The sequence below is a fragment of the Paenibacillus amylolyticus genome, assembly GCF_001570725.1.
GTDB lineage: Bacteria > Bacillota > Bacilli > Paenibacillales > Paenibacillaceae > Paenibacillus > Paenibacillus amylolyticus_A.
In genome coordinates, this window is the sequence record NZ_BCNV01000001.1 from 3,079,620 (window position 1) to 3,105,986 (window position 26,367).

Sequence of the window (26,367 nt, forward strand, 5' to 3'; positions counted from 1 at the left end):
GTTGCATTCGCATTTTATTGGTCTAAGACAACTGTGAACATCCTATGAACAATTATAGCGAACTTCGTCACAAAACTGCGGCGGTTTTATGAAAATTATGTGTCCTCACATTACCTTTTTTTCATTTTTTTGGCTGGTTCTGATTGTGCGAGTGTAATCAGGTTGTTGACTTCCTCTTTGGTCAGATTGCGTGTCAAACCACGTTTCAGGTTTTGTAGCAAAATACCACCAAACGAAATCCGTTTCAGTCGGGTTACCGGATGGTTGATCGCCTCGAACATACGTCTAACCTGACGGTTACGCCCTTCATAGATCGTAATGGAGATCACCGACTCATTGGCCGCTGTATCCACATCTTTGTACTCTACCTCTGCAGGAGCAGTCATGCCGTCATCCAGCATAATGCCTGTCTTTAATTTCTCCAGAGCTGTACCATGCGGCACACCTTTGACCGTTGCATGATACGTTTTGGGTACGTGATGCTTCGGATGCGTCAACAAGTGTGCAAACTCACCATCATTTGTCAGGATCAATAAGCCCTCCGTGTCATAATCCAGACGACCCACAGGGTATACACGTTCCTTGACACCTTTCAGGTAGTCGGATACAATTTTCCGACCTTCCGGGTCAGATGCACTTGTGATAACGCCTTTAGGCTTATTCAACATCAAGTACACTTTTTTCTCACTGCGGATCGGTTTTCCATTAACCGTAATCATATCCTCTTCGGGGTTCGCTTTCGTACCCAGTTCGGTTACGACCTCCCCGTTAACTTCTACTTTGCCGGACAGGATCAGTTCCTCGCTCTTACGGCGGGATGCAATGCCTGCCTGTGCGATAATTTTTTGTAATCTTTCCATGTTTGTCATGTCACCTCACACTAATGATACCCATCACGCAGGGAAATCACAAGGATTATCCAAGGATTTTGTAAACTGGCGTCACAAATATCCATTTTAGCCTACCTTCCTTCTTCAGAATGATGCAAAAAAGGCTTACCCTTACACTACCTGTTGAACACAGATGGCATAAAGATAAGCCTTTTTCTAAATCATTTAATTGGAAACTTTACCGGCAACCGCAACCTGCTTTTTGGCAGGCGTGGTGCTATCTTTAATGAAAGACTGCAATGTTTTGGAAGTAATATAATAGGTTCGTCCACCATACACAAACGTCATCATGCCGATTACCCGGTTATTCTGATCCAGAACAGGGCCACCTGAATTACCTTGTGCCATGGATTTCACAATACTGCCGATTCCCTTCTTGCCTGGAACATCCGAAGCCTGGGAGCTGAACACCCGGCTTTTCGCTATCGTATTGTAGGTTGAAGGGAAATCTTCATCCAGAATGACCAGATCACCAGCAGGATTTTTGGGGAATCCAATGGTGTAGACGACCTGGTTATCCCTTGCGTTCGTGAACGTGACCGGTTTGGCGTCTATCTCCTTGTCCAACTTCAGCAATGCCATGTCTGTGACCGGATCTGTCTTAATAATCTTCGCCTTTACAGGCTGACCCAAGGAACCCGGACTAGCAACAGTCAGTGTGCCTTCATCGCCATCAGACAGTTCAGCATAACTCTGAACGACATGGTAATTCGTGAGCACTTCATCCTTGGAGATCAGTATCGAGGTACCAACATCATAATATACCATATCAGGTTCATTCTGCTTGACCAAACGTACATTCACGACTGGAAAAGAATCCGCTGTGACCGCCATTTGTGCACGCAGCTGTTTGTCGAAGTATCCTGTAAAATGTATCGTCTGAACGGCTTGAGCCGCCGCCAGCCCCGTTGACCCTGCGAGCATTGCAATGGCAAGCACGCCTGACATTCCGACACGGAGCATTCGTTTCCAACTCTTCTGCATGTCTCACTCTCCTCCGCTATTATTCTAGCATATCTAATATATCGGAAGGAAAGGAGATATCTTTTAACCAAAAACGAGCAAACAAATGGCGAGCGCAGCAATAAAACCAACGACATCGGAAAACAACCCCACTTTGAGCGCATACCGACCGTTCCGTATGCCTACAGCCCCAAAATAGACAGTCAGCACGTATAACGTGGTATCTGTACTTCCCTGAATGGTAGATGCCATGCGTCCAATCATGGAGTCAGGGCCATGGGTTTTGATCAGATCGGTTGTAAACGCAAGGGAGCCTGTCCCGGTCAACGGACGCAGAATCCCGAGTGGCAAGACTTCCCCCGGTACACCCATCCAGGATACAAGAGGAGCTAACAGGCTAATCACAAAATCCAGTGCACCCGAGGCACGAAAGACGCTGATTGCGACCATCATGCCCACGAGATGCGGGATTATGCTAATTGCAGTAGAGAATCCATCTTTGGCCCCATCAACAAAGGATTCGTATACCGGGACCTTTTTGGTAAACGCATATAATGGAACAAACGCGATAATAACCGGGATGGCCCAGACAGAGATCCAGTTGATGAAGGTTAACAAGGGTGCTCATCCTTTCATGCCGGGATTGCCACTTTTCTGTATGCGCGGCGGTTTATGTAATGCCCTGTTTCGATACCAGCGATCGGCGATTATGGCAGCAAGTGTAGCGATAATGGTAGCCATTAGTGTTGTTCCCACAATCTCTGTAGCATTTGCGGAATGATAGTTTAACCGGATCGCAATCAGCGTTGTTGGAATAATGGTAATGCTCGCCGTATTCAGAGCCAGTAAGGTGCACATGGCAGGAGAAGCCGTTTGTTTGTCCGGATTAAGCTCTTGCAGTTGTTGCATGGCTTTGATTCCCATCGGAGTAGCCGCATTTCCTAACCCTAGCAGATTGGCACTCATATTGGAGAGAATATAACCCATCGCCGGATGATTTTTGGGCACATCGGGGAATAGAAAACCAACAACCGGACCCAGCAGCTTAGCGATCCGGGCTAGGAGACCGGCATCTTCAGCCATTTTCATCATGCCCATCCAGAACACAAGCACACTGATCAGTCCAAAACAGACCGTGACTCCCGTTGCCGCTCCATCGAAAGCGGCTTGCGTGACCACTTCGATATTGCCGTTGATGGCCGCAAAAGCAAATCCGATTAAGATCATGAGTAGCCAAATTAGATTGATCATGGGTTACATCCTCCCTTCAAAGGTGATTTAGTTAAGGAGATAACAGGTGACTTAACACGGCACGCCATGCAGCTGCCCAGGAAGAGACATTGCCGATTCCACCCATTGTAGCCTCTTCTGTCTTCGGCTCAGGAGGAATAAAACTACCTTTGCGATATACCGGAATCGAGCCCACCAGTTTGCCGTCTAACTGCATATCAATGCGACCCGCCAACCCGAACGAAGGATCTGTTGATGGTCCCTTGCCTTCCGTTTCTGACTGTGCTCGATTCTGGTGCAGAATCAACTTCTTGGTCAATGAGCTTTGCTCACTCTTAGCCAGTGGGTACCAAAATCCCCGGCCTGTAACGACATCAGTATTTTGCACAGGCTGCTCTTGTTTGGCCACCTCTACCAACGGAAAGTATTCAAACCCGAAATCAAGCATCCGAGCATGATCGTTCCAATCGTTTCCATCGTTCAGCGTTACTGCAGCGAGCTGCTGCCCATTACGTGTAGCGGAACTGACCAAACATCTGAAGGCTTTTTTCGTGTATCCGGTTTTCACACCATCCGCACCCTCATACATTCGCAGCATTTTATTTTTGTTGTGCCAGGAGTATTCCCAGCTTTCATTCGGGTTAGGTGCGGATTTGTCCTCCGTGGCTACAATACGTTTGAACACCGGATTGTGCAACGCATACGCTGTTAATCGTGCCAAATCATTGGCTGTAGAATAGTGACCTTCTGCATCCAGTCCATGAGGATTCATAAAGTGAGAATGCGTCAGGCCGATTTGCTCCGCCTTTTTGTTCATTAACAGCACAAAACCATCTTCCGAACCACCCACATGTTCCGCGATCGCTGACGCCGCGTCATTGCCTGAACGGAGCATGAGCCCGTATAGCATGTTTTCGAGCGTCATTTCTTCGCCTAACTTCAAGTAGAGAGATGATCCTTCTTTGGCAAATGCCGAGGGAGTGACTTTAACTTTCTCATCCAGCTTGCTGTGTTCAATCGCTACGATTGCCGTCATGATCTTGGTCAAGCTGGCAATTCGCAGTTCCTTATCCCCGTCCTTGCTGTATAAGATCCGGCCTGATGTGACATCAATGAGAGCAGCGCTTTGTGCATGTGTAGATGGACCTTGAATCGTTGCCTGGGCTTGAGTAACCCCTAATGAAGACAGCAAGAAGACAGGGATAAGCATGCATGCAATGACTTTCGTTATTTTTCGCATCAATTCATTCCTCCGGGTCACTTGGAATCTTGTACTATCTTATGTCCGGACAACTTGGAGTATGTCCCATAGGGCAAAAACAGCAAAAAATCCCTCACGCTGGGATGCGGGAGGGATCATGACGAAATGATTCAGCTATACGTTGATGGATCTGGTGTAACGGGTACACCTGTAGTATTCGTTGGTGTTGTATTCCGTTGGAACATGCCTTGAATTCGGTCCAAAACATAAGGGGTGGAGTCAATGAGTTTCTCAAACAGATGTGTGGAGTTATCGAGTGGCACAATGTGTACCCCCTGTTTACCTACCACCAGGAACGCGATAGGACGTATGGATACACCGCCGCCACTACCGCCACCAAACGGAGAAGCCACTTTAGCCGAACTCGCATGCTCAGCAGAGGTACCCGTAGCACCACTTTTGCCACTACTTTCTCCATTAACGTGAAAATCACTACCACCGGCAGCAAATCCGAATCCCACCTTACTGATTGGCAAAATCACGGTACCATCTGGTGTTTCGACTGCATCGCCAACAATTGTATTGACATCCACCATGGCCTTGATATTTTCCATTGCGGTTTCCATTAAGCCTTGAATTGGATGATCTGACATTTAAATTCCCTCCAGTTTCAATGTAAGCTAGGTTTGATCTAACCATATCATCCCCAAACTTGAAGGGACTTATGTAAATAAGCATTTTAAGTACACTCACCGAACTCACAACTCTTTTCAAAACAAAGTAGCTGTGATGGACAGTTATAGCGTGTTCCCACTAAGCTTATTCTTTTGCTTCTCCTTATGCCTGCGGCGCTGTTCCTGAAGAAGTTTGAACCACATCCGCCATCCGCCTTCAACTTGGAGCACACGGGTAAGTAGCGTAACGCAAGCAACTAAAAGGGCTGTAATCCGAATCTTCACTCTACAATCAAGCTCTGTTCTGAACTCCATTTCGTCTGACCATACCGGCATAACCTGAAGCACGGGCGTATCATCGAAACGGATCTGATAAGTGAGAAAACCAATGATAATGGATTTGATGCTCCACACCCAGCCCGTCAGCACCGCTGTATATGCTGCATCACCAACACCAATGTGGGTAGACCAAGACAATTGAGTCATATGTACACGTGTGAGTGTTTGCTTGAGCCACAGCTTGAGCGCATCGGTCGCCCTTAGCATAACTTTTACATCTTTGGTCCATTTCTTGACCTTACGTTTGTTAACCCGTTCACTTCCCTGGGCTTCCCCTCTGGAATGATTCATGGATTGTTCGGTCTTGACCAGGAAACCTTCCTTCATATTGCGAAAAACAATACTCGGGATTTCATAGTTAATCCGTACAATTCCATAAAGAAGACGAACATTAATATTGGCATAATCATCACTTTTATGTTTACTGAATGTAAAATGTACATGAACATTTGAGATGAGGACTGCGGCAATCAGCAATGCGAACAATAAACCGATTCCTCCAAGCCAAATCCACACAGGCCTTACCTCCAAGCCCTCAATTCTTTTCTCGTCTAGTATGGCACTCTGGATAGGAAAAAATTCACGTCTGACCTAAAAATCCCATTTCATATTTGTATGGAACCGGTCCTAAACCTTTTATATAAACAAATTGGACTAAAGATTAGTTTCACTGGTCACTCCGATGACAGAATAACCTTCTGATCGCTGTTATCCCCAGATTTTTTTGATTCCCTTTTCTAAAGGGTAAATCCGAGGATAAGCCTATGCTTCCGATGCAGCTTTCTTTCAGAAAGCTTTTAGGCGAACACTCCGTTTCTTCAGATTATTTCTGTCCTCTCCGTTATGTGTAATGTTTAGTTCAATTTATAAAAAAAGGCACAAAAAAACCGACTCCACTGATGGGTGTCGGTTAGTATGAGCCTGCAAATTAAAGTGAAGAATCCGTATTATCGTCTTCGTTGTCGATATGATTTAGATCATCCGCCGGATCAGCACTTTCAGGTTCCAGTTGTTGCAGATCCAGTTTGTTGAATAACAGTTGTGTCTCTTCCTCCAGGTTCTCCGAATCTTCGAACAAGCCAGGTTCCGGAAGGTCTTTAATTGAAGCCAAGCCGAAATAATCCAGGAATGACTTGGTCGTTCCATACAGAATTGGTCGTCCGATCGCCTCGGCTCGTCCCACTTCAATGATCAGATCCTTATTCACAAGTGTATGAATAGCCCGCTCCGATTTCACACCGCGAATCTCCTCAATCTCTACCCGGGTAATCGGCTGCCGGTACGCCACGATGGCCAACGTCTCCAGAGCCGCCTGGGATAACGAGGTTCGTGCTGGAGAGTACGCCAGTTTCTCAAAATACACAGCATGCTCAGGCAAAGTGCCCAGCTGAACTACACCAGCGATCTTGAGAATCTGTACACCCCGTCCCTGCTGAGAAAATTCATGAATCATCTCCTCAATCGCGTCCGTTACAAGCTCCACTCGCTGGTCAACGATCTCGGCAATTTGTTTGATACTCAGACCTTCTTCTCCGGACAAAAACAGCAGGCCTTCAATAATCGATTTCAATTTCGGAAAATCCATGATTCTTTGTTTCCCCTCTCCACTCCATAACGATATCCTCAAACATCCGCTCCTGATAACAGACAATCTGCTTCATCTTCATCAGTTCCAGCACCGCCAAGAAAGTCACGACAATCTCATGGCGATAGATATGCTCATCCATCAACTTCGAGAATAAAAGTCTGCCTCCCGGCCCCATACTTTCCAAAGCGCCGATGACATCCCTTATCCGGTCCTTAACCGATATTTCATCCCGTTTGATCCGGGTTACAGTTGTACGCTTCTCAGCCTTGCGTAGCGCCTTCTGAAATGCAGCAATCAGGTCAGAGGTGTGTAATCCCTCAACCGGGTTAGAAGGGGCTTCTACAGGCATATAGGGGCGCAGATCCTCGGGCTCTTTGGAAAAAATAAGGCTGCGTTCCCACTCCCGTTCATGAAGATGACGCGCAATTCCCTTGTACTTGCGATATTCTATCAGACGCGCAATCAGCTCTGCACGTGGATCATAATCTTCTTCTTCCATATAATCATAATCCTCGAAATCCTCAATTACCGGTGGTTTGGGCAGTAAAAGTTTGCTCTTGATCGACAGCAGCGTTGCTGCCATGACCAGAAATTCACTCGTAATATCCAGTTCCAGTTCCTGCATCGAATGCAGATACGCCATGTATTGATCGGTAATATCGCTGATGGGAATATCCTGGATATGAATTTCAGCCTTATCAATCAGATGAAGCAGCAGATCCAAAGGCCCTTCAAAAGTCTCCAGTTTGTATGTAACTACCGTCACTAGACGAATCCTCCCGCCAGAAAAATACAAAACCCTGCTAAGCCGTCCGAATCCGGTTTCCCGTTTTCGTCTGCGCAAAGCAGGGCACTACTATTAAATAAGCACTATTTTAGCTGTTTCGTCAAGTTTGCCATCTCAATTGCTGCCGTAGCTGCATCCCAACCTTTGTTACCCGCCTTGGTTCCGGCACGTTCAATCGCTTGTTCAATATTCTCAGTGGTAACCAGACCGAAGATTGTAGGCACGCCTGTTTTCAGGTTAATTGCTGCTACCCCTTTAGCCATCTCGTTGCACACATAATCATAATGCGTAGTTGATCCACGAATAACGGTTCCCAGGGTAATCACCGCATCATACTTGCCGCTCTCCGCCATTTTCTGCGCAATCAAAGGGATTTCGAAGGCACCTGGAACCCAGGCTACATCCACTTCATCATCCTGCACGCCGTGACGTTTGAATGCATCAAGTGCTGCGCTAAGCAATTTGCTCGTGATGAATTCGTTAAAACGTCCAACAACAACTCCATATCTTGATCCTTCTGATACTAAATGTCCTTCAAAAAATTGTGGCATTCAAGTCATCTCCCTAACGGTATAATATAATGTAAGCAACAGAAATTCCTAAGTAATCACTTCCATAAATTACATGGTAAACGTTTTTCATCTACAACGCATTTACTCTTCGTTCTGCTCGATATCATCAAACTTAAGCATATGCCCAAGCTTGGCTTGCTTGGTATGAAGATAAACGGTATTATCCTCGTTCTCCTCCATCTGGATCGCGACACGCTCTACGACTTCAAGTCCATACCCTTCAAGGCCTTTGATTTTACGAGGGTTGTTTGTCAGCAGTCTGATCTGACGAACCCCAAGGTCTTTCAGAATTTGGGCACCAATCCCATAATCACGCAAGTCGGCTGCAAAGCCCAGCTTCAGGTTTGCATCCACCGTATCCAGACCTTCCTCTTGCAGCTTGTAGGCTTTGAGTTTGTTGATCAGTCCAATGCCCCGACCTTCCTGTCTCATATAGAGCAGCACGCCATTGCCTTCTTCATGGATCTGTTTGAGTGCCGCATCAAACTGCGGACCACAGTCACAACGATGAGAATGGAATACATCTCCTGTCAAACATTCAGAGTGTACACGCACCAGTACAGGTTTGGAGCCATCAATCTCCCCTTTGACTAGAGCCACATGCTCCTTGTTGTCCACAGCGTTTGTATAGGCCACCGCTTGAAACTCACCAAAGTCTGTTGGCATACGTACAGCCACTTCACGTTGAACCAGCTGCTCTTTTTCGTTACGGTAACGAATCATGTCCTGAATGCTGATCAGCTTCAGATCATGCTTGCGAGCAATCTCCTGCAGATCCGGAAGTCTGGCCATCGTGCCATCTTCCTTAATCACTTCACAGATCACGCCTGCGGGGTAGGAACCACACATGATAGCGAGGTCTACAGCCGCTTCCGTATGTCCGGCGCGCCGAAGCACACCGCCGTCTTTTGCAATCAACGGGAACATGTGACCAGGTTTGCGGAAGTCCCCTGCTTTCGCTTCAGGATCGATAAGACCTTTTACTGTAATGGAACGTTCATGTGCCGAGATACCTGTTGTGGTATCTTTGTGATCCACAGAGACGGTGAAAGCTGTTCCGTGAAAATCCGTATTTTGTTGAACCATGGGTTTCAGGTTAAGTTCATCCGCACGTTGTTGTGTAATCGGAACACAGACCAGACCTCTACCTTCAGTAATCATGAAATTAATGACTTCAGGTGTCGCCTTTTCGGCCAAAGCAATAAAATCGCCTTCATTCTCCCGATCTTCATCATCTACAACAATGACGGGTTTACCACGCATGAGATCGTATATGGCTTCTTCTATCGTGTCTAGAATGGATTGTTCTGACATTGGTCCACCTCCAGTTTATTTCTGCTCTCTATTTATGCAAATCCGTGATTGGCGAGAAAATCCTCACTGATACTTCGCGGCTTGCTAGCCCCCGTCTCTTGATGCCCTCTCCCATACTGCAGCAGATGATCCACATATTTCCCCAAAATGTCGCATTCGATATTGATGGTATCCCCTGTCTTTTTCACATTTAGTACAGTCTCACCAATCGTATGTGGGATAATGGAAACCGTGAATGCGGTCTGTGACGTATGGACAACGGTCAAGCTAATGCCGTCCAGTGTAACTGATCCTTTGGGGATCAGATATTTGAACAACTGGTGATCATCAGGTTTGATCTCAAATACAATCGCGTTCTGATCACGAGTTATACTGCCGATCACTCCAGTACCATCGACATGACCCTGAACGATATGTCCGCCAAAACGGCCACCTGATTGCATGGCTCGCTCCAGATTAACTTTACTTCCAGATTGCAACTGACTGAGATTGGTATGACGATACGTTTCAGGCATGACGTCGGCGGTAAAACCTCCACCTTCCAGCGTTGTCGCAGTTAAGCATACGCCGTTCACTGCCACACTATCGCCAATCTTCAAATCGTCCATGATGGCGGAAGCTCCGATATTCAGGACCATCGCTTCGCCTTTCCGACCAATACGCCGAATCTGACCGACTTCTTCCACCAAACCGGTAAACATGCTGCCGCCTCCCTTGTTCATTTCTAAGGACCCTAACTTACTGCTTTCAAGTTCATTTATCTATTCAGGCCACACCGGAATACCGCCAATGCTGATATTATCTCCAACTTGTTCGATTTCCAGCTGATTCAATTGAATCGCCTGATTCATACGTTCCACACCCTCGAAGCGGAAGCTTCCAGGTGTATCATAGCCGCCCACAATCTTCGGAGCGATAAACATGAGCAGTCGATCAACCAACCGTGCCTCCAGCATGGCTCCATTCAGGGTGCCTCCACCTTCAAGCAAAATCGAACCAATCTCACGCTCACCCAGCTTGCTAAGTCCGCTTAACAGATCCACACGTGGTCCAGGACCACAGCGTATAATTTCAACACCGTAAGCTTCCAAACGTTCAGCAGCTTCAGGACTGGCTTCGTCTGTGGTCAGTACCCATGTTGGAGCAAGACCATCCTTAACCATTTTGGCACCTACTGGAAGACGTAGCTTGGAATCCACCACAATGCGTACCGGACTAATGCCTTCCACTTGCAAACGGGTTGTAAGCTCCGGATTATCGGCGATCACCGTGTCGACGCCAACCATAATGCCTTGGTGACGATGACGAAGGGCATGCACAATCTCACGAGCTGGCTCGTTGGAGATCCACTTGCTGTCTCCGCTGCGAGTAGCAATCTTGCCATCCAGAGTGGTAGCCGTCTTCAGCGTCACAAAAGGCAGGCCAGTTGTAATAAATTTAATGAATTTTTCATTCATACGTCTTCCACGCTCACGCAGTACACCAACTTCAACTTCAATGCCTTGTTGACGGAGCATGCTTATGCCCTTACCGGATACTTGCGGATTTGGATCTTCACAACATACGACAACACGTTTCACCTTTTCATGAATCAGGCGTTCACTGCAAGGTGGCGTCTTGCCATAATGACTACAGGGCTCGAGTGTAACATATACCGTACTGCCTTCTGCGTCGCTTCCTGCCATGTTCAGTGCATGCACTTCCGCATGACCGGTTCCACGTTTCAGATGGCTTCCCAGGCCTACTATACGTCCCTCTTTCACAACTACACATCCAACGACCGGATTAATTCCTGTCTGCCCCTGTGCTCGTTCCGCCATATCAAGTGCCAGTGCCATATAAAATTCATCATTGATCATTTCCAAATCCGTTCACCCCGCGGTTTAAAGTCTTAGTCTTAATTATGAAAAAAATCCCCGTCGAACAATCAGTTCGATGGGGATGATGAGAGACAAATGTCAACAACAGGAGTGAAATGGATACAGCACGCCAACACTTTGCCCAAAACTTCATTTCGGGCAAGTGAAAATAGACACATACCTTAATAACATCAATTACAGGTAAAGAGCTTCTATAGTGTGGCATATGTATGGAACGGTCCGGCGTACCCGGATCTTCCCTGCACAGTGCAATACATCACGAATAGTGACTGTGCAGCAATACTCCTGCTGAATGCAAACCCGTTAGGTCTGCACCTCTCCTTCTCCCATCCAGACTATACTGTCGGTTCTGGAATTACACCAGATCAGCCATCTGCCACAGGCAGACAGGTCACGGACTTTGCATCAAGTGCTGGACTTGTGTCCTTACACTTCCTGCATCACCGCCGGTAGGGAATTGCACCCTGCCCTGAAGGATTGCTTTCGTTATTAATTGGATGTTAGCACTTTAATGCCAAAAAATCAATTGTTTTTTGTTCCTTTTTGTCACATACTAACTTTTAATAAGCTAAGAAACAACAAAAAACCGCTTCCTCCAAGGAGGTACGGTTTTTGCTTGGAGGCATTTCACATCTAACCATCCATCGCATCATTCTACATATCAGGAAAACACCAGCTCGCCATATGCTTTAATTCTTTGGCATTATGAAATGGAATGCGATCAGGTTCTTGCAGGGACGAAGTGGGAAGCGGAAACTCTCTTGCCACTCTTCTGACCCAACTTGTCGAATCGATCGCTATAGCGGAGCATTTCCAGCGACCATTCTGTCTCGGTCGAAACGTCCCATGTAAATTTGCTTTTGCCGGCATCTCTGGAAAGACACCATCCAGATATTCGACGATGACACGTTTGTCTCTGACTTCATGACAGTATACTGTTACCCACACACCTTCCCGAACCCGAACAGCATACACATCTCCAGACTGTACCTCCCCGGTACCTGCATCAGGAGATGCCTTTGGCACTTTCCCGCGAACACTTCTCTTTTTCTCCAATGCACCTAAGATTGTGTCCTTTACTGCTGGATTCTCTTTAGGCTTATCCGCAAGAGAAATGTTAACCAGATCAAAATCATGGAATATCTTGTTCAGGTTGTTCTCATTGATTCCGACAGATGAGTCACACCATGCCAGAGGCGCCTGCACTTCAACCCGCACATTGGGACGTTCGTCACGCTGTATGTAAGTCGTAAATTGAGTTATCATTCCGGGATGTTCCGGCGTATCCAGTATGCCAATCAGAGCTAACGTCTCAAGCAAGTCACGGTAGGCATATTCTTTTTGGGTAGGCAAAAGACGTTCCTTCTTAAGCGCTAGTGCTGCCTTGCTGTAGCGTGTTTGTGGAGGTAATTCGCGCAACACCGTTAATATCGCACGGAATGTCCAGCGGTCGTATTCATTTGGTATCGGAAGCTCCTGCGCCGTAGACAGCTCTCGAAGTGCCAGTACTTGTCCAAAGGGATCACCGTCCAACGGGGTTCCATTGGTCATGCGCCAATACCATTGCAGCGTCGTGTCGGTTGCTTGATCTACGCTTAATCCACAGATTTTACAAGTGCTCGAAGATGGATAAGGCGTGTGTTCATGCTCTGGCATACTGCTTGCAATAAGCTTGCTCGTAAGAAGCGAGCGCCAGATCATGGGTGCTGACCACAAAGAAGAGACAAAAGCCTGTGCTGCATCCTCTATCGTCCATTGATTCGCAAGTTTCTTCAGCTCAGTAATCGTTTCATCATGTTGCGGACGCACAAACCGATTCGGTTCATGCCCCGCTGCCTCAAGAGCTTCTCGGTCCTGTACGGATACACTATCCGGAACGACATGTCGCGATGCTTGCAGTTCTTCGTCCCACAACGTGCGCTCACTGTAAATTTGTTTTAACAAGCTTAGCTGAGTAACCGTATCCAAGGTTCATTCATCCTTTCCAATCATCGATTTCGAATACGTGACATATGAAAAATAAAAAAAGTGCTTCTATAAAAGAAGCACTTCATAATTGGATCCAGTAAAGCTGAAGGTATTAAGCTTCTACAACTTCAACAGTTTCCATTTTGTCTTTACCTTCTAAAGCGTCCACGAACTCCATACCTTTAGTTACTTTACCAAATACAGTATGTTGTCCATCCAAATGTGGTTGCGGTTGGTAGCAGATGTAGAACTGGCTTCCACCTGTGTTACGGCCAGCATGTGCCATAGCAAGTGTTCCGCGCTCATGTTTGTTCGGGTTGATTTCACAGTTAATTGTGTAACCTGGGCCACCTGCACCGCTACCGTTAGGGCATCCACCTTGAGCTACAAAGCCCGGGATAACGCGGTGGAATGTAAGACCATTGTAGAAACCGGAGTTAGCCAGTTTCTCAAAGTTTGCTACTGTGTTTGGAGCTTCTTGATCGAACAGATCGATCAGAACTTCTCCGCCGTTTGCCAATTTAATTTTCGCTTGTTTCGCCATATGTAAATGACTCCTTTCGTATTGACCATCGTTAATGGTGCAAGAACGCATGACCCTGGGCCAAGCATTACAGCACTTTTCTTAGTGTACACCGAAAATGTCTGGATCGCAAAAAAAACGGCAACTTTTTTCATAATTTAGTCCGAACATACAAAAAGCAGACGAAAAAGGAAGGTCCCTTTTCATCTGCTTTGACTGTGAAATCCATATATCCTGAACAATGCAGAAACAAATGCATTATCTTTTGACGAATTAGCGAGTTACTGGCTGTTTGCCAATGCGCGCTGGTACCAAGTCATTCTGGATGATATCCTGATACGTCTCACGACGTACCACAACATCTCCTTGACCGTCTTTGACAAATACAACGGCTGGGCGACGAATCCGGTTGTAGTTGCTCGCCATGGAGTAGTTATACGCACCTGTGCAAGCTACAGCGAGCAGATCGCCACTTTCCACTTTTGGCAAGTCCAGATCCCAGATCAGCATATCACCACTCTCGCAGCATTTACCCGCAACGGATACCGTTTCCTGAGCAGCTTCATTCGCACGGTTGGCAAGCACAGCTTCATACTTGGATTCATACAAAGCAGGACGTGGGTTATCGGTCATACCACCATCAACGGCAACATATTTACGCACACCTGGAATGTCTTTGCTTGTTCCAACGGTATACAGTGTTGTTCCCGCTTCACCCACGATGCTGCGGCCCGGTTCAACCCAGATCTCAGGTACGGCATAGCCGATTTGAGCAAAATGATTTTTAACGGCATCTGTAATAGCCTTCACGTATTGCGCAACTTCAAGCGGCGTATCTCCATCGATATAACGGATTCCGAATCCACCACCAAGGTTAACCACTTTGAAAGCAACGTTAAGACGCTCATATACGCTTGCTGCAAATTCAGCAACACGTTGAACAGCCATCTGGAAGCCTTCAACTTCGAAGATCTGGGAACCGATGTGGGAATGTACACCGAGCAATACCAGGTTAGACTGCTTGGAAGCCAGTTCAATCGCTTCAAATGCTGTACCATTGCCGATATCGAATCCAAATTTGGAATCCGTCTGACCAGTGGAGATATATTCATGCGTATGTGCCTCAACCCCAGGCGTCACACGAAGCAAAATGTTTACTTTACGATTTTTGTCCGCTGCTACAGCCTGCAACAGATGCAATTCATTGAAGTTATCAACAACAAAGCATCCGATCTCTGCATCAAGAGCCATTTCGATCTCTTCCAGCGTTTTGTTGTTACCGTGGAAATGAATGCGCTCAGCCGGGAATCCTGCTTGCAAAGCAGTAAACAGTTCACCGTCAGAAACAACATCCAGGGAAAGTCCTTCTTCAGCTGCAAGGGCACACATCGCCATTACACAGAATGCTTTACTTGCGTAAGCAACCTGGAAGCCCAGTCCGGAAGCACGGAATGCTTCCATGTACTCTCTGCAACGCTTGCGAACCAATTGCTCGTCCACAACGTACAGGGGAGTTCCAAATTGTTCTTTCAGATCTGTTGCATCGACTCCGCCAATCTCCAGATGTCCTTGCGCATTTATTTTACTTGTACCATGTAAATACATAATCTGCATTCCTCACTTTTTATATACTGGAACAATTGCTATTCCAATGATTTTACACCAGTATATCAAATTAGGCAGCGAGATGAATGGATTTTTCGGAAGATCATTTGTGTTTTTTACTTTTTCGCAGTTCTCCGTCCGGATCATCGGACATTTTGGTGTTGTCACGTGTCTTATTAAATGATGGACGTTTTTTATTTTCCAGCAACGGAAGCCGGAATAAAAAGTTGCCCAAGGCCTTTGCATTAAACGGTATAAAAGGCCAGAGATACGAAGAATTGTACGACCGATGAACGGTGAGTGCCAGTATGAGCAATGTACTGCCCACGACCAACCCCGGAACCTTGAATATCGCTACGGCAATGAGCAGAACTAACCTGACCAGCCTGTTGGCGAGACCCAGCTCGTAACTTGGCGTGGCAAACATACCGATGGCTGCTATGGCCATATAGAGTACAACCTCATTGACAAAATATCCTGTCTTCACGGCGATATCCCCGACTAGAATGGCCGCTATCAAGCCCATGGCCGATGCCAGAGGTGTAGGCGTATGAACTGCTGCCATCCGTAATAAATCGACGCCAAGTTCGATTAGGAGAAACTGGAGAATGAGCGGCAGCTTTACATTTTCCTGCGGGCCAATGAAGTCGAGTCCCATCGGTTTGATTGAAGGATCAATAACCATGAGCAGCCATAACGGTAGCAAAAACAACGAGATAAGAATCCCTGCAAAACGAACCCATCGTAAATACGTTCCCATCAAGGCTGTCTGTCTGTTCTCCTCCGCATGCTCGCACAGATCGAAGAAGGTCGTAGGCAGAATCATCACACTGGGGGAAGTGTCTACAAAAATGACGACTCGCCCTTCCAGCAAATGGGAAGCTGTAACATCTGGTCGTTCCGAATAACGAACGAGTGGGAACGGATTCCATCCCTTATTGATAATCGCTTCCTCCAACTGCTTGTCGGCGGCGGGAATACCATCGATATCCACTCGCTGAATTTTTTCCCGGACTGAATCCACCTGCACTTTATCCACAATATCATCAATGTACACCACGCAGACGTCCGTTTGTGTTCTTCGCCCCACCTGCATGATTTCAAACTTCAGTCCAGGGTCGCGTATTCTGCGACGTACTAATGTTACGTTGGTCAGGAGCGTCTCGGTAAAGCCATCTCTGGAACCCCGAACTACCCTTTCTAATGAAGGTTCTTCCGGTGAACGAACCGGGTAACTTCGTGTATCCATAATTAGGACCGAGCGATCCCCTTCAACGAACATTGCGCTCATACCGGTAAGAACCTTGTTGATGACAGCACTCATCTTGTCAACTTTTTCTACCTGAATATGGGGAATATAACATTCAAAATAGGATTTGAGTGCGTGTCCGGACACGTCATCCGGCGTGAGATAGGTTAATCTTTTTAACACTTCAAGCAAAATCTCATCCTTCGCAAAACCGGTAATCATCAGCAATCCAACGTGTTTGCCACCCAGAACCATTTCCCTCATATTAACGTCGAAGGATTCACCAAGTCCCAGCACCTGTTGTAGCGTATATCTATTTTCACTCATGCGTGGGGAGATATCATCGTTTTCCTGCCAATATTGCACCGATTCCTCAATGCTGTCGGACATCTCATTTTGTTTTTTCTTATTGTACGCCTTCTCCTCTTCTTCCTTCTGAATCTCATAAGCAGACTTGTGTAACATCTCTTCCGTTATACCTTCACTATTTTCCTGGCCTGTGTGCTCTGTTCGTTCATCCATCTTCCATCCTCCTATGGCCACGAGTTACCGCTGATATATAAAAAAATCAAACAGGGAACCTGTCATTTTGCCCAAAATCATAGCAAGCAGTAATCCAAACAAATAAGGTTTCATGCCTAATCGTTTGGCTAGCACGGGCAGTACATTAAGTACCTCGGTGAGTGCTGCGGCGAGCAGACCGATGAACACACCACAGAACAATCCAACGATCGGGCTGAGCAGCAGCACCCCATGCATTTTCCAGTGCCAAAAGTCCGCCACCGTCCCGAGCAGTGAACCACCTATGAGCGCCCCTTCGTACCAGTGGGTCTTGTCATACGATTGCGTAAGTTGAGCCAATCTGGGAATCATATCGAGCACCAGAATGAGCGCAATCACGCCGCTTCCTACGGCAATCCCCCCTGCAATGCCCAGTACAATGCTGATTGCTCCATTAAGAACGCTCATCCGCATTCATCTCCCTGCGTTCCTGTTCGTGCATCCGTTCGCTTTCTTCAATCACCACATATTTATCTACATTTTGCTGGTATAGGAACATCTCCACTTCCAGCGGAGTAGGCTCCTCATTCCATTTCTTCTTGAACAAATGGTTGAAAAATACCGCCATACCGAATCCAATGCCGATAGAATACGCCACTTGGAACAGATAAGGATGTTCGTCCCGATGCCCAGTGAGCATCTCCACAATTCGAATCTGTACTTCCTGCATGTTCACATCGGCATGAAAATTCATGATCGTTAAGGCCGACCCGAAGAACAACAGCAGCCAAACCAATATGAACAGCGACTTGGAAGGTTGACCATTTCCCGCAATGACTTCAACAAGCGTATGGCCTGATCCAATCAGTTCCACGCTTACCTCAGGCAAGATGTTCCGAATTCGGGGAATAATCTGCAATATATCAATGAGGATCAGATTGCCATCCTCTGGTCCAGGGTGCAGCAGTTCAAGCTCCAGCAGCCTGTCCTCCTGGTCTTCGGAAGAGGTCAGCACATGTGCAATGTCTCCAAGCTTGACTGCTCTGCCCCTCTGGATGCGAATTCGGCTGCGCAGACGAACGTAGACCATTGGAGTGGGTGTCTGGGACATCCATAGCACTCCTTTACTGCGTAATTTAGGTTAGTATTTGAAGAATGTGCAAATTTATTACAAACGGGTTGGAAAAAAGGTGGAAGGCTGAGTTGACGCTGCGGGATGGATCGGTCATTGGTCGCTGTTATCCCCGGATTTCTTGAACTCTCCTTTTCAGGGAGGAAATCCGGTGCTAAAGGCGAACGCTTCGCTCCTTTTGACCGATTCCATCCCTTCGCTACCCATCGTCCTCCCGTTTCCAAACGTTTGAAATAAATATGCTGGGGAGGGGGCAGGAAGGGAATCGAAAGATGAGCATTTTGGGGTTATTCTGCTCAAAATTCTATGACGTTGGAGTTTGTCTTCTGCATGCGTCTTAGAATACAACTGTGTAGAAATTTGGAGACAAAGGCGCGCGCTTCGCTTCTTCAAGGTCTAATCTGCCGCCTGCGTTGCTTATGTATCCTTAGATGAGCCCTCACGCTTCGCTCCTTTTGACCGGGTTGAGGCGCAACTGAGTGCGGAGCATTTTGTTACATATCAAAAAAGTCGCCGTATGGGCGACTCTTTGGGATTGGCAGATAGGCTCACGAATCAATCATGAAAAATAACTCAGTAATTATGTTCTTTGTCTCTTTTGTTCAATTCCCTTCTAAATCGTAAAGGCGTTGCATTCATTGTTTTGCGGAATTGGTTAATGTAATAACTCGTGCTGTTAAAACCGACCTCATAGGCAATTTCGGTGATGCTATGCTCGGAGAGTTGCAATAGTTCAATGCTTCTTTGGATGCGGTACTCGATCACATATTGCATGGGTGTGGTTTTCAGGATTAGCTTGAAATAACGGCATGTCTCCGATCGACTTAACTGGCCGGCCTTGGCAATATCTTCTAACCTAATTGGATCGGCGTAGTTAAGATTAATCCATTGCAACATGTCTTTCATTCGCTTGTTTCTGCTCATTTCCGATGGATCATGTTCTAGAGAATACCCGTTCATCATCAGCAGTTTCCACATATTCAGCAACGCAGAAGCAACATTCACTTCGTAATATGGAACTTTTTCCACTAGCTCCTTTCTAATCCGTGCAATAGCATCCAGGATCTGTTCTCCCCAAGCGTTAGCTCTTTCGATATACAAAAAAGACAAATTAGTTGCTGTTACATATGGATGCACGTACTTTATATACAGATCCGAAGGCATCATAGCATGCGGGGACAAATTCAAACATAGATAGATGCAGTTCTCGCTCGCACCGTGATCTTCGGCCATATGCATTATTCCACTGTTGATAAAAATCCCGTCACCTCTGGACAAAACCTTCTTTTGATCGTTGATATGGAACAACGCTGTACCCTGAAGAACGGCAACAAACTGCAATTCATCATGCCAGTGGAGTGGAATATGTCCGTGCACATTTTGAATAATGGTTGTCTCATAACAGGCTACGGATAATGCATCGGTACGATGTTGCGTCATCTCTTTCAAATGTTGATCAATGATAAATTCGCTCTTCTGCATGGGCCTCATCTCAATATAGTTATATTTTTAAGTGTAATATTGATATTAATGTACCTCATTTCTCCTTAATATAACACTATTCTTATATTTAAGGTGAGGCGAACAAGAATGACAACTTCTGCAAAAACCAAAATTTCAGGCATTATACTTGTTCTGACCGGAGCCATCTGCTGGGGCATTGGGGGTACGGTATCTCAAAAACTGTTTCAACTGGATGGAATTGAAGTCAATTGGTATGTCACTGTACGATTGTTGATCGCTGGGTTACTATTACTGGTTATTCAATCGTTTACAGATGGACGATTTCAGATTTTTGATGTGTGGAGAAATAAAAAAACAGCTGCACAACTGATCATTTTCGGATTGGTGGGTATGCTTGCCGTGCAATATACGTACATGGCATCCATTAAACATGGCAATTCAGCGGTGGCTACACTCCTGCAGTACCTCTCCCCTGTCATGATTATGATTTACATCGCACTTCGGAAACAGTCTGCCCTTACACGCAATGACCTTATATGCGCTGTTCTCGCTCTCGGTGGGTGTTTTCTCCTACTGACGAACGGCTCGCTCACGCAGTTATCTGTCTCCTGGCTCGCAGTGATATGGGGGCTGTTATCCGGGGTTTCAGCTGCATTTTATACGCTGTATGCCGTGCAACTGATTAAAAAGTTCGATTCACTTGTTGTGGTCGGATGGGCTATGATCATCGGTGGTCTGGGAATGAGCTTTATTCACCCGCCTTGGCAAATGAATTTTGCCAGCATCAGGCTCGAAACCTACGGTTATTTGATATTTACGATCATTTTTGGAACCATGATTGCTTTTTGGTTTTATATTGCGAGTCTCAAAAGCCTTACACCCAAGGAAACTAGCCTGCTCGGGAGCGCAGAGCCCCTAGCTGCTGTCGGAACAACCGTCGTATGGCTCCATGAACCTTTTGGCTTCTATCAATGGATTGGTATGGCATGTATTCTTGGCATGATGCTGGTCATGCAGTCCAATCGTTCAGGGTCCAGCCATAGTAACAACAAATAACCTCCCTCGCCATAATGCGCGATAGAAGGTTGTTAGTTGTCGTATATTGGTGCATAAGCGCCAATATTGTTGTTGTTGCAATCCCGAATCACTGCGCGATCTGGTCGCGAATGGATTGCAGTATTTTTTTCTCCAGACGTGATACCTGCACCTGAGATATACCCAGCCTGCTGGCAACCTCGGACTGCGTCTGATCCCGGTAATACCGCAGATAGACGATTAACCGCTCCCGCTCGCTGAGACCACCGATGGCTTCGTTTAACGCAAGTTTGTCAAACCAACGTTCCTGAGACTCGTCGGCAATCTGGTCCATTAACGTAATGGGATCTCCGTCATTTTCGAATACGGTCTCATGGATGGAGGTCGGTGGTTTGTTCGCTTCCTGGGCAAATACGACTTCCTCCGGGGTCACCCCCAGCTCTGCGGCTACTTCCTTGATCGTTGGCAGACGATCCAGATGTTTGGACAGTTCGTCCCTTTTTTTGCGGACTTTATTCGCCATCTCTTTCAGTGAACGACTGACCTTCAGGGTACCGTCATCCCGCAGGAATCGCTGGATTTCTCCGATGATCATCGGCACCGCGTAGGTCGAGAACTTCACGTCATAACTGAGATCGAATTTGTCCACTGACTTGAGCAGGCCGATACAACCAATCTGGAACAGATCTTCCGGGTCATATCCCCTGTTCATAAAACGCTGTACGACGGACCAGACGAGTCTGATGTTGCAGTTCACCAGCGTATCCCGTGAGACATGGTCACCCGACTGACTGAGCGCAATCAGCCGTTTGACCTCGGCATCGTCCAAATAGGTCTGTGAAGATGGTTTCACTTCAGCATCCATAAGAACACCAACCCCTAATTATACAATGCTTTCTTGGATTCAATCCTTTTCTTCATCTTGATGGAGGTGCCTCTGCCGGGCTCACTGCTGACTTCGAATTCATCCATGAAGTTTTCCATAATGGTGAAGCCCATGCCCGACCGCTCAAGTTCGGGTTTGGACGTATATAGCGGCTGTTTGGCCAGTTCAAGATCTTCGATTCCTTCACCGCGGTCTTCCACAATAATGGTAATCATGTCTTCCCGAATCTCGGCCTGGATGGACACAACACCTTCGGAGTTATTGTTATATCCGTGGATGATGCTGTTGGTTACGGCTTCGGAAATGACCGTCTTCAGGTCACTGAGCTCGTCCATCGTTGGATCAAGCTGGGAGATAAACGCAGCAACGGTTACCCGTGCAAACGACTCATTCTCTGACTTGGCCGCGAATTGCAGATTCATGAAATTTGTCCCTGTTCCTTCATTCATGAGACGACCTCCAGACCTGAGAGAGCAGTTCCCTCATTTTCGTATATCGGCATAATCTTGAACAAACCCGACATTTCCAGCAAACGGTACACTGGCGAATTGACGTCACATACCACCATCTTGCCGCCTTTATTCTTAATGAGCTTGTATCTTCCCAAAATGACACCCAGACCTGAACTATCCATAAATTGCAGATCTTTCAGGCTGAGTACGAGATGCTCGCTTTGTCTCCGCTGGATAGCTTCATCCATCTGCATCCGTACCATGTCAGCTGTATGGTGATCCAGCTCCCCGGATAATCGTACAATCAGAATCCCGCGATGGTGTTCCATTTCCACATGCAAGTTCACGTTTGCTCACTCTCCTCCCTGTCTTGAACAAGGATTTCTACGCTTCCGAAGGCTTTTCCTGCCCCCCGACAAAACTAGAAGAAAACCCCTATTTAACTACAAAATATGTTCGAAGGATGCGTGCATCTCGCAGAAATCGCCGTTTAGTCAAACAGGTTGGACGTCGTCCGCTTGAACAGCTTCCACCAGCCAGCCTTATTCACATCTTGCGGAGCCTGAATGTCGAACTCCTTAATCACGTCGTTGCCCTGGTAGACCACGAGTTTACCTATACTTTGCCCGGCTTTGATCGGAGCTTTTAATTCTTTGGCAACCAGCAATTCATGACGGATGTCGTTGGATTTGGCTCCTTTGCGCATCAGCACACTATAATTTTGCGTGGCATTCAGAGGCAACTCGGCAACTTCACCTTTTTCGATTCTCAGACTGCCCAGCAGATCCCCTGCCTTGTAGAGAGCCTTCATCGTATATTGACTAAAGGCATAGTCAAACATCGAAGACACTTCACTGTTCCGTGTTTTGGTATTCGGTTCACCGAGTACCACAGAAACGACTCGCAGTCCATCCTTGGATGCTGTTGCAGACAAGCAGAATTTCGCTTCGGATGTGTAACCCGTTTTCAAACCGTCTGCCCCTTGATAAAAACGAACCAGCTTGTTCGTGTTCACCAGCCAGAATGGCTTTTCTGTATCTTTGCGAAGATAATCCTGATATGCGCCGGTGTACTTCGTAATCCCGGAATGCTTCAGCAATTCACGGCTCATGACGGCAATGTCATGGGCGGACGAATAATGATTATCGACCGGCAGACCGTTACAGTTGGCAAAATGAGTATCCTTCATACCAAGCTCCTTCGCACGCTCATTCATCAGCTGTACAAAGGCTTCTTCCGAGCCAGCGATCTTCTCAGCCATCGCTACCGAGGCATCATTGCCTGAAGCCATCGCGATCCCTTTTAACATATCGTCGACCGTCATTTCTTCTCCGGGCTCCAGAAAGATCTGCGAACCACCCATGGAAGCTGCGTATTCGCTCGTTCTTACTTTGTCCGTCAGCTTCAGCTTGCCCGAGTCAATCGCTTCGATCGTGAGCAGCATCGTCATAATCTTCGTAATGCTCGCCGGAGGCAGCTGATCATGACTGTTTTTCTCATAAATGACGGTTCCCGTGTCAGCATCCATTAAGATCGCAGAGCGCGCCGATGGGGCCAGATCCGTTCCTCCCGCTGCCTTCGGTGTTTCTTCAGCCAATGCCGTTGATGCCATAAGGGACAGCAGGATACAAAGGGTCATGAACGATGCCATTATTCTTTTCTTCACAAGGTTACCTCCTCAAATGACTTGCTTACTGCATGTTCCATGCATGTACTGCTAATCATTGTCGGCGCGTTTGCAGTAAATTATTCCATCTTACCTATGATTTCCCGAACTTTTTGTGGAAAAGGAGACAACCGCAAAAAAACGCACTGCACTCAACGAATGAGTAACCGTACGTTCATCACAACAAAAAAAAGGTTACCCCCGATGATTTCTCATACGGAAAGGTAACCTTCTCTACTCAAACTTGCTTACATTTGCGGAATAACAGCCAATACCAGCGCCAGGAATGACTCACGAACACGCTCCGTCGTTTCCATCACCTCATCATGTGACAGCGGCTGGTCCAAAATTCCGGCAGCCATGTTGCTGATACAGGAAATACCGAGCACTTCCAGGCCTGCATGGCGTGCCACGATCACTTCAGATACAGTGGACATGCCCACTGCGTCTGCGCCCAATGTACGCAGCATTTTGATCTCTGCCGGTGTCTCGTAGTTCGGACCAAGCATACCTGCATATACCCCTTCACGTACGTTAAAACCTTGTGATGCAGCCGTATCCTTCGCCAGCGCGCGCAAACGACGGCTGTATGCTTCCGACAGATCCGGGAAACGTACGCCCAGTGCAGCGTCATTTGGTCCGATCAATGGATTTTTGCCTGTAAGATTCAAGTGATCCGAGATCAGCATCAAGTCTCCAGCTTCATACGACGTATTCACGCCACCTGCAGCATTCGTTACAAGCAGGCTGCTTACACCCAGTTCCTTCATAACACGTACCGGGAAGGCTGTCAGTTCCGGACCATATCCTTCGTACATGTGGAAACGGCCTTTCATCATCACCACTGGACGACCTTTGATGGTTCCGACCAATAGTTCACCTTCATGTCCTTCTACTGTGGACACTGGAAAATGCGGAATATCCTGATAAGCGATACTTACGCCATCTTCAATCAGTTCTGCCAGTACGCCAAGACCCGAACCCAAAATCAAACCGACTTCCGGCTTGATGGAGCTTTTGCTTTGAATATAAGATGCTGCTTCCGAAATCATTTGTTGGTTTAGTGCTGTCATGCGATGTATGTTCCTCCTTGAGTTGAAACGATCCGTCTTATGTATAACGGCGTTTAGATGTATTCAATTTATTTTATCCTAAATCGTCCCAATGTTCCGCATTTATTTGTGAATGCCCTGCGTCAAAATCTATCTTGCCCTCGGATGATGGGTTTCATAGATTTCTTTCATGGTTTTGCGACCATGATTGCCATATTGTTGTCCAGGCTGCTCCACGTGACCCAACATGTCTTGAACCGCACGTGTATCCGCCCCATTGGCAATCAGGTGTGCTGCGAACGAATGACGCAGCGTATGCGGCGTAATTTCTTCCGAAATTCCCGCATCCACCGCCGCTTTTTTGAGCAGCTTCCAGAAGCCTTGCCGGGTTAAACGTCTGCCAGACACATTCACGAATAGTGCCTGCTCGTCCGAATCGGTTTTGAGCAACTGATTGCGGAATTCCTCCACATATACACTTGCCCAATGTGCAGCTGGCGCACCGATGGGAAGAATACGTTCCCTGCCTGCCCCACCGCATCGTATAAAGCGCATGCCAGGCTGTACATCCCGAATGTCGAGCGCAATCAGTTCCGAGACCCGAATACCTGTAGCATACAATAGCTCAAGCATCGCTCGATCTCTCACGCCCTGCGGTGAACGAATATCAGGCGCTGTCAGCAGTTGTTCGATCTCCGGGATGGTTAACACCTGTGGAGGCGTCTTATCCGCTTTGGGAGCTTCCACATCGAACGTAGGGTCCTGTATAATATCACCCCGGCGCATCAAAAAATGAAAGTAGGAGCGCAGAGATACGATGCTGCGGGCAATCGTTGCGTTGGCACGTCCTGCCTGTTTGAGTTGACCTGCAAACAGGACGACATGCGTGCGTCTGACCTGATCGGCTTCGCGTATGCCATATTCCTTATCTACAAATTCAATGAACTTGTCCACGTCTCGGAGATACGATTCAAGTGTGCTGCTAGACATCCCTTTATCATCTTCCAAGTATAAGGCATAGGCGTGTATCGTCTGTTTCATGTACAACGCTCCTCAACTGACAGATCTGCCGCTTCGGCAGACTGCTCCCGTATTTGCATCCCTGGCTGTTCGAAGCTACTCCCCGTACCAATAGAACAGACGGAGACGCTCCGCCATCGTAGGACGTCCTTCTCCATTACCTGGCCAATCCGTTTCCTGAAATACTTTGATCGCATTTCCAGTCGGCATCTGATACTGATCCACAGGTGAGATCCAACCATTGAACAGGTCCAAAACATGATAGAACAGATAAACTAATGCAGCAAAAAATATAATAAATCGAATAAAACGGAGCCCTCTCCGCACTGATATAATCATGGGCGTGTCCCCCTCCTGATTCGAATCCGGTATTGTC

The 26,367-nt window shown here is 46.9% G+C and carries 28 protein-coding genes and 1 riboswitch; of the genes, 1 reads left to right on the forward strand and 27 read right to left on the reverse strand.

The window, feature by feature from the left end:
* Positions 1–110: 110 nt before the first annotated feature.
* From PAHA3_RS13655 to PAHA3_RS13750, 20 genes are all read right to left on the reverse strand, one after another.
* Positions 111–860: a pseudouridine synthase gene (locus tag PAHA3_RS13655; protein ID WP_062835222.1), complete on the reverse strand. Its 750-nt coding sequence runs from the start codon at positions 858–860 to the stop codon at positions 111–113.
* A 195-nt stretch (positions 861–1,055) separates the two neighbouring features.
* Positions 1,056–1,874 carry a S1 family peptidase gene (locus PAHA3_RS13660; RefSeq protein ID WP_062835223.1) on the reverse strand — a complete coding sequence of 273 codons (819 nt, stop codon included), beginning with the start codon at positions 1,872–1,874 and terminating at the stop codon, positions 1,056–1,058.
* A 63-nt stretch (positions 1,875–1,937) separates the two neighbouring features.
* Complete coding sequence (locus PAHA3_RS13665; RefSeq protein ID WP_062835224.1) at positions 1,938–2,471, reverse strand: spore maturation protein; 534 nt, start codon at positions 2,469–2,471, stop codon at positions 1,938–1,940.
* 6 nt (positions 2,472–2,477) lie between these two features.
* The gene (locus tag PAHA3_RS13670) at positions 2,478–3,104 is read right to left on the reverse strand and encodes a nucleoside recognition domain-containing protein (RefSeq protein ID WP_062835225.1); all 627 of its coding nucleotides are present in this window, start codon (positions 3,102–3,104) and stop codon (positions 2,478–2,480) included.
* A 31-nt stretch (positions 3,105–3,135) separates the two neighbouring features.
* Positions 3,136–4,323, reverse strand: a complete 1,188-nt coding sequence (locus PAHA3_RS13675) for a D-alanyl-D-alanine carboxypeptidase family protein (RefSeq protein WP_062835226.1) — start codon at positions 4,321–4,323, stop codon at positions 3,136–3,138.
* A 131-nt stretch (positions 4,324–4,454) separates the two neighbouring features.
* The gene (gene ytfJ / locus PAHA3_RS13680; RefSeq protein WP_036607830.1) at positions 4,455–4,937 is read right to left on the reverse strand and encodes a GerW family sporulation protein; all 483 of its coding nucleotides are present in this window, start codon (positions 4,935–4,937) and stop codon (positions 4,455–4,457) included.
* Positions 4,938–5,081: 144 nt separating this feature from the next.
* Positions 5,082–5,813 (reverse strand): DUF2953 domain-containing protein, encoded by a 732-nt coding sequence (locus PAHA3_RS13685; RefSeq protein ID WP_062835227.1) that lies wholly within the window; start codon positions 5,811–5,813, stop codon positions 5,082–5,084.
* Between the two features lie 412 nt (positions 5,814–6,225).
* The gene (gene scpB, locus PAHA3_RS13690) at positions 6,226–6,882 is read right to left on the reverse strand and encodes an SMC-Scp complex subunit ScpB (RefSeq protein WP_062835228.1); all 657 of its coding nucleotides are present in this window, start codon (positions 6,880–6,882) and stop codon (positions 6,226–6,228) included.
* Positions 6,851–7,651, reverse strand: a complete 801-nt coding sequence (locus tag PAHA3_RS13695) for a segregation and condensation protein A (protein ID WP_017687652.1) — start codon at positions 7,649–7,651, stop codon at positions 6,851–6,853. The genes scpB and PAHA3_RS13695 overlap by 32 nt, the downstream gene beginning before the upstream one ends.
* 104 nt (positions 7,652–7,755) lie before the next feature.
* On the reverse strand, positions 7,756–8,223 hold the full coding sequence (gene ribH, locus PAHA3_RS13700) for a 6,7-dimethyl-8-ribityllumazine synthase (RefSeq protein ID WP_017687651.1): 468 nt from the start codon (positions 8,221–8,223) through the stop codon (positions 7,756–7,758).
* A 102-nt stretch (positions 8,224–8,325) separates the two neighbouring features.
* The gene (locus PAHA3_RS13705; RefSeq protein ID WP_017687650.1) at positions 8,326–9,558 is read right to left on the reverse strand and encodes a bifunctional 3,4-dihydroxy-2-butanone-4-phosphate synthase/GTP cyclohydrolase II; all 1,233 of its coding nucleotides are present in this window, start codon (positions 9,556–9,558) and stop codon (positions 8,326–8,328) included.
* A gap of 32 nt (positions 9,559–9,590) precedes the next feature.
* Complete coding sequence (ribE, locus tag PAHA3_RS13710) at positions 9,591–10,259, reverse strand: riboflavin synthase (protein WP_062835229.1); 669 nt, start codon at positions 10,257–10,259, stop codon at positions 9,591–9,593.
* Between the two features lie 60 nt (positions 10,260–10,319).
* Positions 10,320–11,423: a bifunctional diaminohydroxyphosphoribosylaminopyrimidine deaminase/5-amino-6-(5-phosphoribosylamino)uracil reductase RibD gene (gene ribD, locus PAHA3_RS13715; protein WP_062835230.1), complete on the reverse strand. Its 1,104-nt coding sequence runs from the start codon at positions 11,421–11,423 to the stop codon at positions 10,320–10,322.
* 329 nt (positions 11,424–11,752) lie between these two features.
* Positions 11,753–11,919, reverse strand: a riboswitch (FMN riboswitch).
* A gap of 173 nt (positions 11,920–12,092) precedes the next feature.
* Positions 12,093–13,382, reverse strand: a complete 1,290-nt coding sequence (locus PAHA3_RS13720) for a hypothetical protein (protein WP_235599440.1) — start codon at positions 13,380–13,382, stop codon at positions 12,093–12,095.
* A gap of 136 nt (positions 13,383–13,518) precedes the next feature.
* Complete coding sequence (locus tag PAHA3_RS13725) at positions 13,519–13,950, reverse strand: peptidylprolyl isomerase (protein ID WP_017687646.1); 432 nt, start codon at positions 13,948–13,950, stop codon at positions 13,519–13,521.
* A gap of 252 nt (positions 13,951–14,202) precedes the next feature.
* On the reverse strand, positions 14,203–15,534 hold the full coding sequence (gene lysA / locus PAHA3_RS13730; protein WP_062835232.1) for a diaminopimelate decarboxylase: 1,332 nt from the start codon (positions 15,532–15,534) through the stop codon (positions 14,203–14,205).
* Between the two features lie 103 nt (positions 15,535–15,637).
* Complete coding sequence (locus PAHA3_RS13735; protein WP_062835233.1) at positions 15,638–17,305, reverse strand: spore germination protein; 1,668 nt, start codon at positions 17,303–17,305, stop codon at positions 15,638–15,640.
* Positions 17,306–17,329: 24 nt separating this feature from the next.
* Positions 17,330–17,758: a stage V sporulation protein AB gene (locus PAHA3_RS13740; protein ID WP_026080996.1), complete on the reverse strand. Its 429-nt coding sequence runs from the start codon at positions 17,756–17,758 to the stop codon at positions 17,330–17,332.
* Positions 17,739–18,395 (reverse strand): stage V sporulation protein AA, encoded by a 657-nt coding sequence (locus PAHA3_RS13745; protein WP_062835234.1) that lies wholly within the window; start codon positions 18,393–18,395, stop codon positions 17,739–17,741. Before PAHA3_RS13745 ends, PAHA3_RS13740 begins: the two co-directional genes overlap by 20 nt.
* A gap of 594 nt (positions 18,396–18,989) precedes the next feature.
* On the reverse strand, positions 18,990–19,898 hold the full coding sequence (locus PAHA3_RS13750; RefSeq protein WP_062835235.1) for a helix-turn-helix domain-containing protein: 909 nt from the start codon (positions 19,896–19,898) through the stop codon (positions 18,990–18,992).
* A 108-nt stretch (positions 19,899–20,006) separates the two neighbouring features.
* On the opposite strand from PAHA3_RS13750, the gene PAHA3_RS13755 reads away from it, so the two are divergent.
* Positions 20,007–20,936: an EamA family transporter gene (locus PAHA3_RS13755; protein ID WP_062835236.1), complete on the forward strand. Its 930-nt coding sequence runs from the start codon at positions 20,007–20,009 to the stop codon at positions 20,934–20,936.
* Between the two features lie 88 nt (positions 20,937–21,024).
* On the opposite strand, the gene sigF is transcribed toward PAHA3_RS13755, so the two are convergent.
* From sigF to PAHA3_RS13790, 7 genes are all read right to left on the reverse strand, one after another.
* Positions 21,025–21,780 carry an RNA polymerase sporulation sigma factor SigF gene (sigF, locus tag PAHA3_RS13760; protein WP_036607856.1) on the reverse strand — a complete coding sequence of 252 codons (756 nt, stop codon included), beginning with the start codon at positions 21,778–21,780 and terminating at the stop codon, positions 21,025–21,027.
* A gap of 14 nt (positions 21,781–21,794) precedes the next feature.
* The gene (spoIIAB, locus tag PAHA3_RS13765) at positions 21,795–22,250 is read right to left on the reverse strand and encodes an anti-sigma F factor (RefSeq protein ID WP_036672324.1); all 456 of its coding nucleotides are present in this window, start codon (positions 22,248–22,250) and stop codon (positions 21,795–21,797) included.
* On the reverse strand, positions 22,247–22,600 hold the full coding sequence (gene spoIIAA / locus PAHA3_RS13770; RefSeq protein WP_017687636.1) for an anti-sigma F factor antagonist: 354 nt from the start codon (positions 22,598–22,600) through the stop codon (positions 22,247–22,249). The genes spoIIAB and spoIIAA overlap by 4 nt, the downstream gene beginning before the upstream one ends.
* Positions 22,601–22,743: 143 nt before the next feature.
* The gene (locus tag PAHA3_RS13775) at positions 22,744–23,865 is read right to left on the reverse strand and encodes a D-alanyl-D-alanine carboxypeptidase family protein (RefSeq protein WP_235599489.1); all 1,122 of its coding nucleotides are present in this window, start codon (positions 23,863–23,865) and stop codon (positions 22,744–22,746) included.
* 302 nt (positions 23,866–24,167) lie between these two features.
* Entirely contained in the window at positions 24,168–24,992 is an 825-nt protein-coding gene (locus PAHA3_RS13780) for a purine-nucleoside phosphorylase (RefSeq protein WP_062835238.1), read from the reverse strand.
* A gap of 129 nt (positions 24,993–25,121) precedes the next feature.
* Complete coding sequence (locus PAHA3_RS13785) at positions 25,122–26,012, reverse strand: tyrosine recombinase (protein ID WP_062835239.1); 891 nt, start codon at positions 26,010–26,012, stop codon at positions 25,122–25,124.
* A gap of 75 nt (positions 26,013–26,087) precedes the next feature.
* Positions 26,088–26,330 (reverse strand): DUF4227 family protein, encoded by a 243-nt coding sequence (locus PAHA3_RS13790; protein WP_017687632.1) that lies wholly within the window; start codon positions 26,328–26,330, stop codon positions 26,088–26,090.
* Positions 26,331–26,367 lie beyond the last annotated feature (37 nt).

Excerpts from the sequence above, each read along its gene's own strand:
- PAHA3_RS13655 (WP_062835222.1), bottom strand. The coding sequence starts at position 860 with ATGGAAAGATTACAAAAAATTATCGCACAGGCAGGCATTGCATCCCGC.
- PAHA3_RS13660 (WP_062835223.1), bottom strand. The coding sequence starts at position 1,874 with ATGCAGAAGAGTTGGAAACGAATGCTCCGTGTCGGAATGTCAGGCGTG.
- PAHA3_RS13670 (WP_062835225.1), bottom strand. The coding sequence starts at position 3,104 with ATGATCAATCTAATTTGGCTACTCATGATCTTAATCGGATTTGCTTTT.
- PAHA3_RS13675 (WP_062835226.1), bottom strand. The coding sequence starts at position 4,323 with ATGCGAAAAATAACGAAAGTCATTGCATGCATGCTTATCCCTGTCTTC.
- ytfJ (WP_036607830.1), bottom strand. The coding sequence starts at position 4,937 with ATGTCAGATCATCCAATTCAAGGCTTAATGGAAACCGCAATGGAAAAT.
- scpB (WP_062835228.1), bottom strand. The coding sequence starts at position 6,882 with ATGGATTTTCCGAAATTGAAATCGATTATTGAAGGCCTGCTGTTTTTG.
- ribH (WP_017687651.1), bottom strand. The coding sequence starts at position 8,223 with ATGCCACAATTTTTTGAAGGACATTTAGTATCAGAAGGATCAAGATAT.
- PAHA3_RS13705 (WP_017687650.1), bottom strand. The coding sequence starts at position 9,558 with ATGTCAGAACAATCCATTCTAGACACGATAGAAGAAGCCATATACGAT.
- ribE (WP_062835229.1), bottom strand. The coding sequence starts at position 10,259 with ATGTTTACCGGTTTGGTGGAAGAAGTCGGTCAGATTCGGCGTATTGGT.
- PAHA3_RS13725 (WP_017687646.1), bottom strand. The coding sequence starts at position 13,950 with ATGGCGAAACAAGCGAAAATTAAATTGGCAAACGGCGGAGAAGTTCTG.
- lysA (WP_062835232.1), bottom strand. The coding sequence starts at position 15,534 with ATGTATTTACATGGTACAAGTAAAATAAATGCGCAAGGACATCTGGAG.
- PAHA3_RS13735 (WP_062835233.1), bottom strand. The coding sequence starts at position 17,305 with ATGGATGAACGAACAGAGCACACAGGCCAGGAAAATAGTGAAGGTATA.
- PAHA3_RS13740 (WP_026080996.1), bottom strand. The coding sequence starts at position 17,758 with ATGCGGATGAGCGTTCTTAATGGAGCAATCAGCATTGTACTGGGCATT.
- PAHA3_RS13745 (WP_062835234.1), bottom strand. The coding sequence starts at position 18,395 with ATGTCCCAGACACCCACTCCAATGGTCTACGTTCGTCTGCGCAGCCGA.
- PAHA3_RS13750 (WP_062835235.1), bottom strand. The coding sequence starts at position 19,898 with ATGCAGAAGAGCGAATTTATCATTGATCAACATTTGAAAGAGATGACG.
- PAHA3_RS13755 (WP_062835236.1), top strand. The coding sequence starts at position 20,007 with ATGACAACTTCTGCAAAAACCAAAATTTCAGGCATTATACTTGTTCTG.
- sigF (WP_036607856.1), bottom strand. The coding sequence starts at position 21,780 with ATGGATGCTGAAGTGAAACCATCTTCACAGACCTATTTGGACGATGCC.
- spoIIAB (WP_036672324.1), bottom strand. The coding sequence starts at position 22,250 with ATGAATGAAGGAACAGGGACAAATTTCATGAATCTGCAATTCGCGGCC.
- PAHA3_RS13775 (WP_235599489.1), bottom strand. The coding sequence starts at position 23,865 with ATGGCATCAACGGCATTGGCTGAAGAAACACCGAAGGCAGCGGGAGGA.
- PAHA3_RS13780 (WP_062835238.1), bottom strand. The coding sequence starts at position 24,992 with ATGACAGCACTAAACCAACAAATGATTTCGGAAGCAGCATCTTATATT.
- PAHA3_RS13785 (WP_062835239.1), bottom strand. The coding sequence starts at position 26,012 with ATGAAACAGACGATACACGCCTATGCCTTATACTTGGAAGATGATAAA.
- PAHA3_RS13790 (WP_017687632.1), bottom strand. The coding sequence starts at position 26,330 with ATGATTATATCAGTGCGGAGAGGGCTCCGTTTTATTCGATTTATTATA.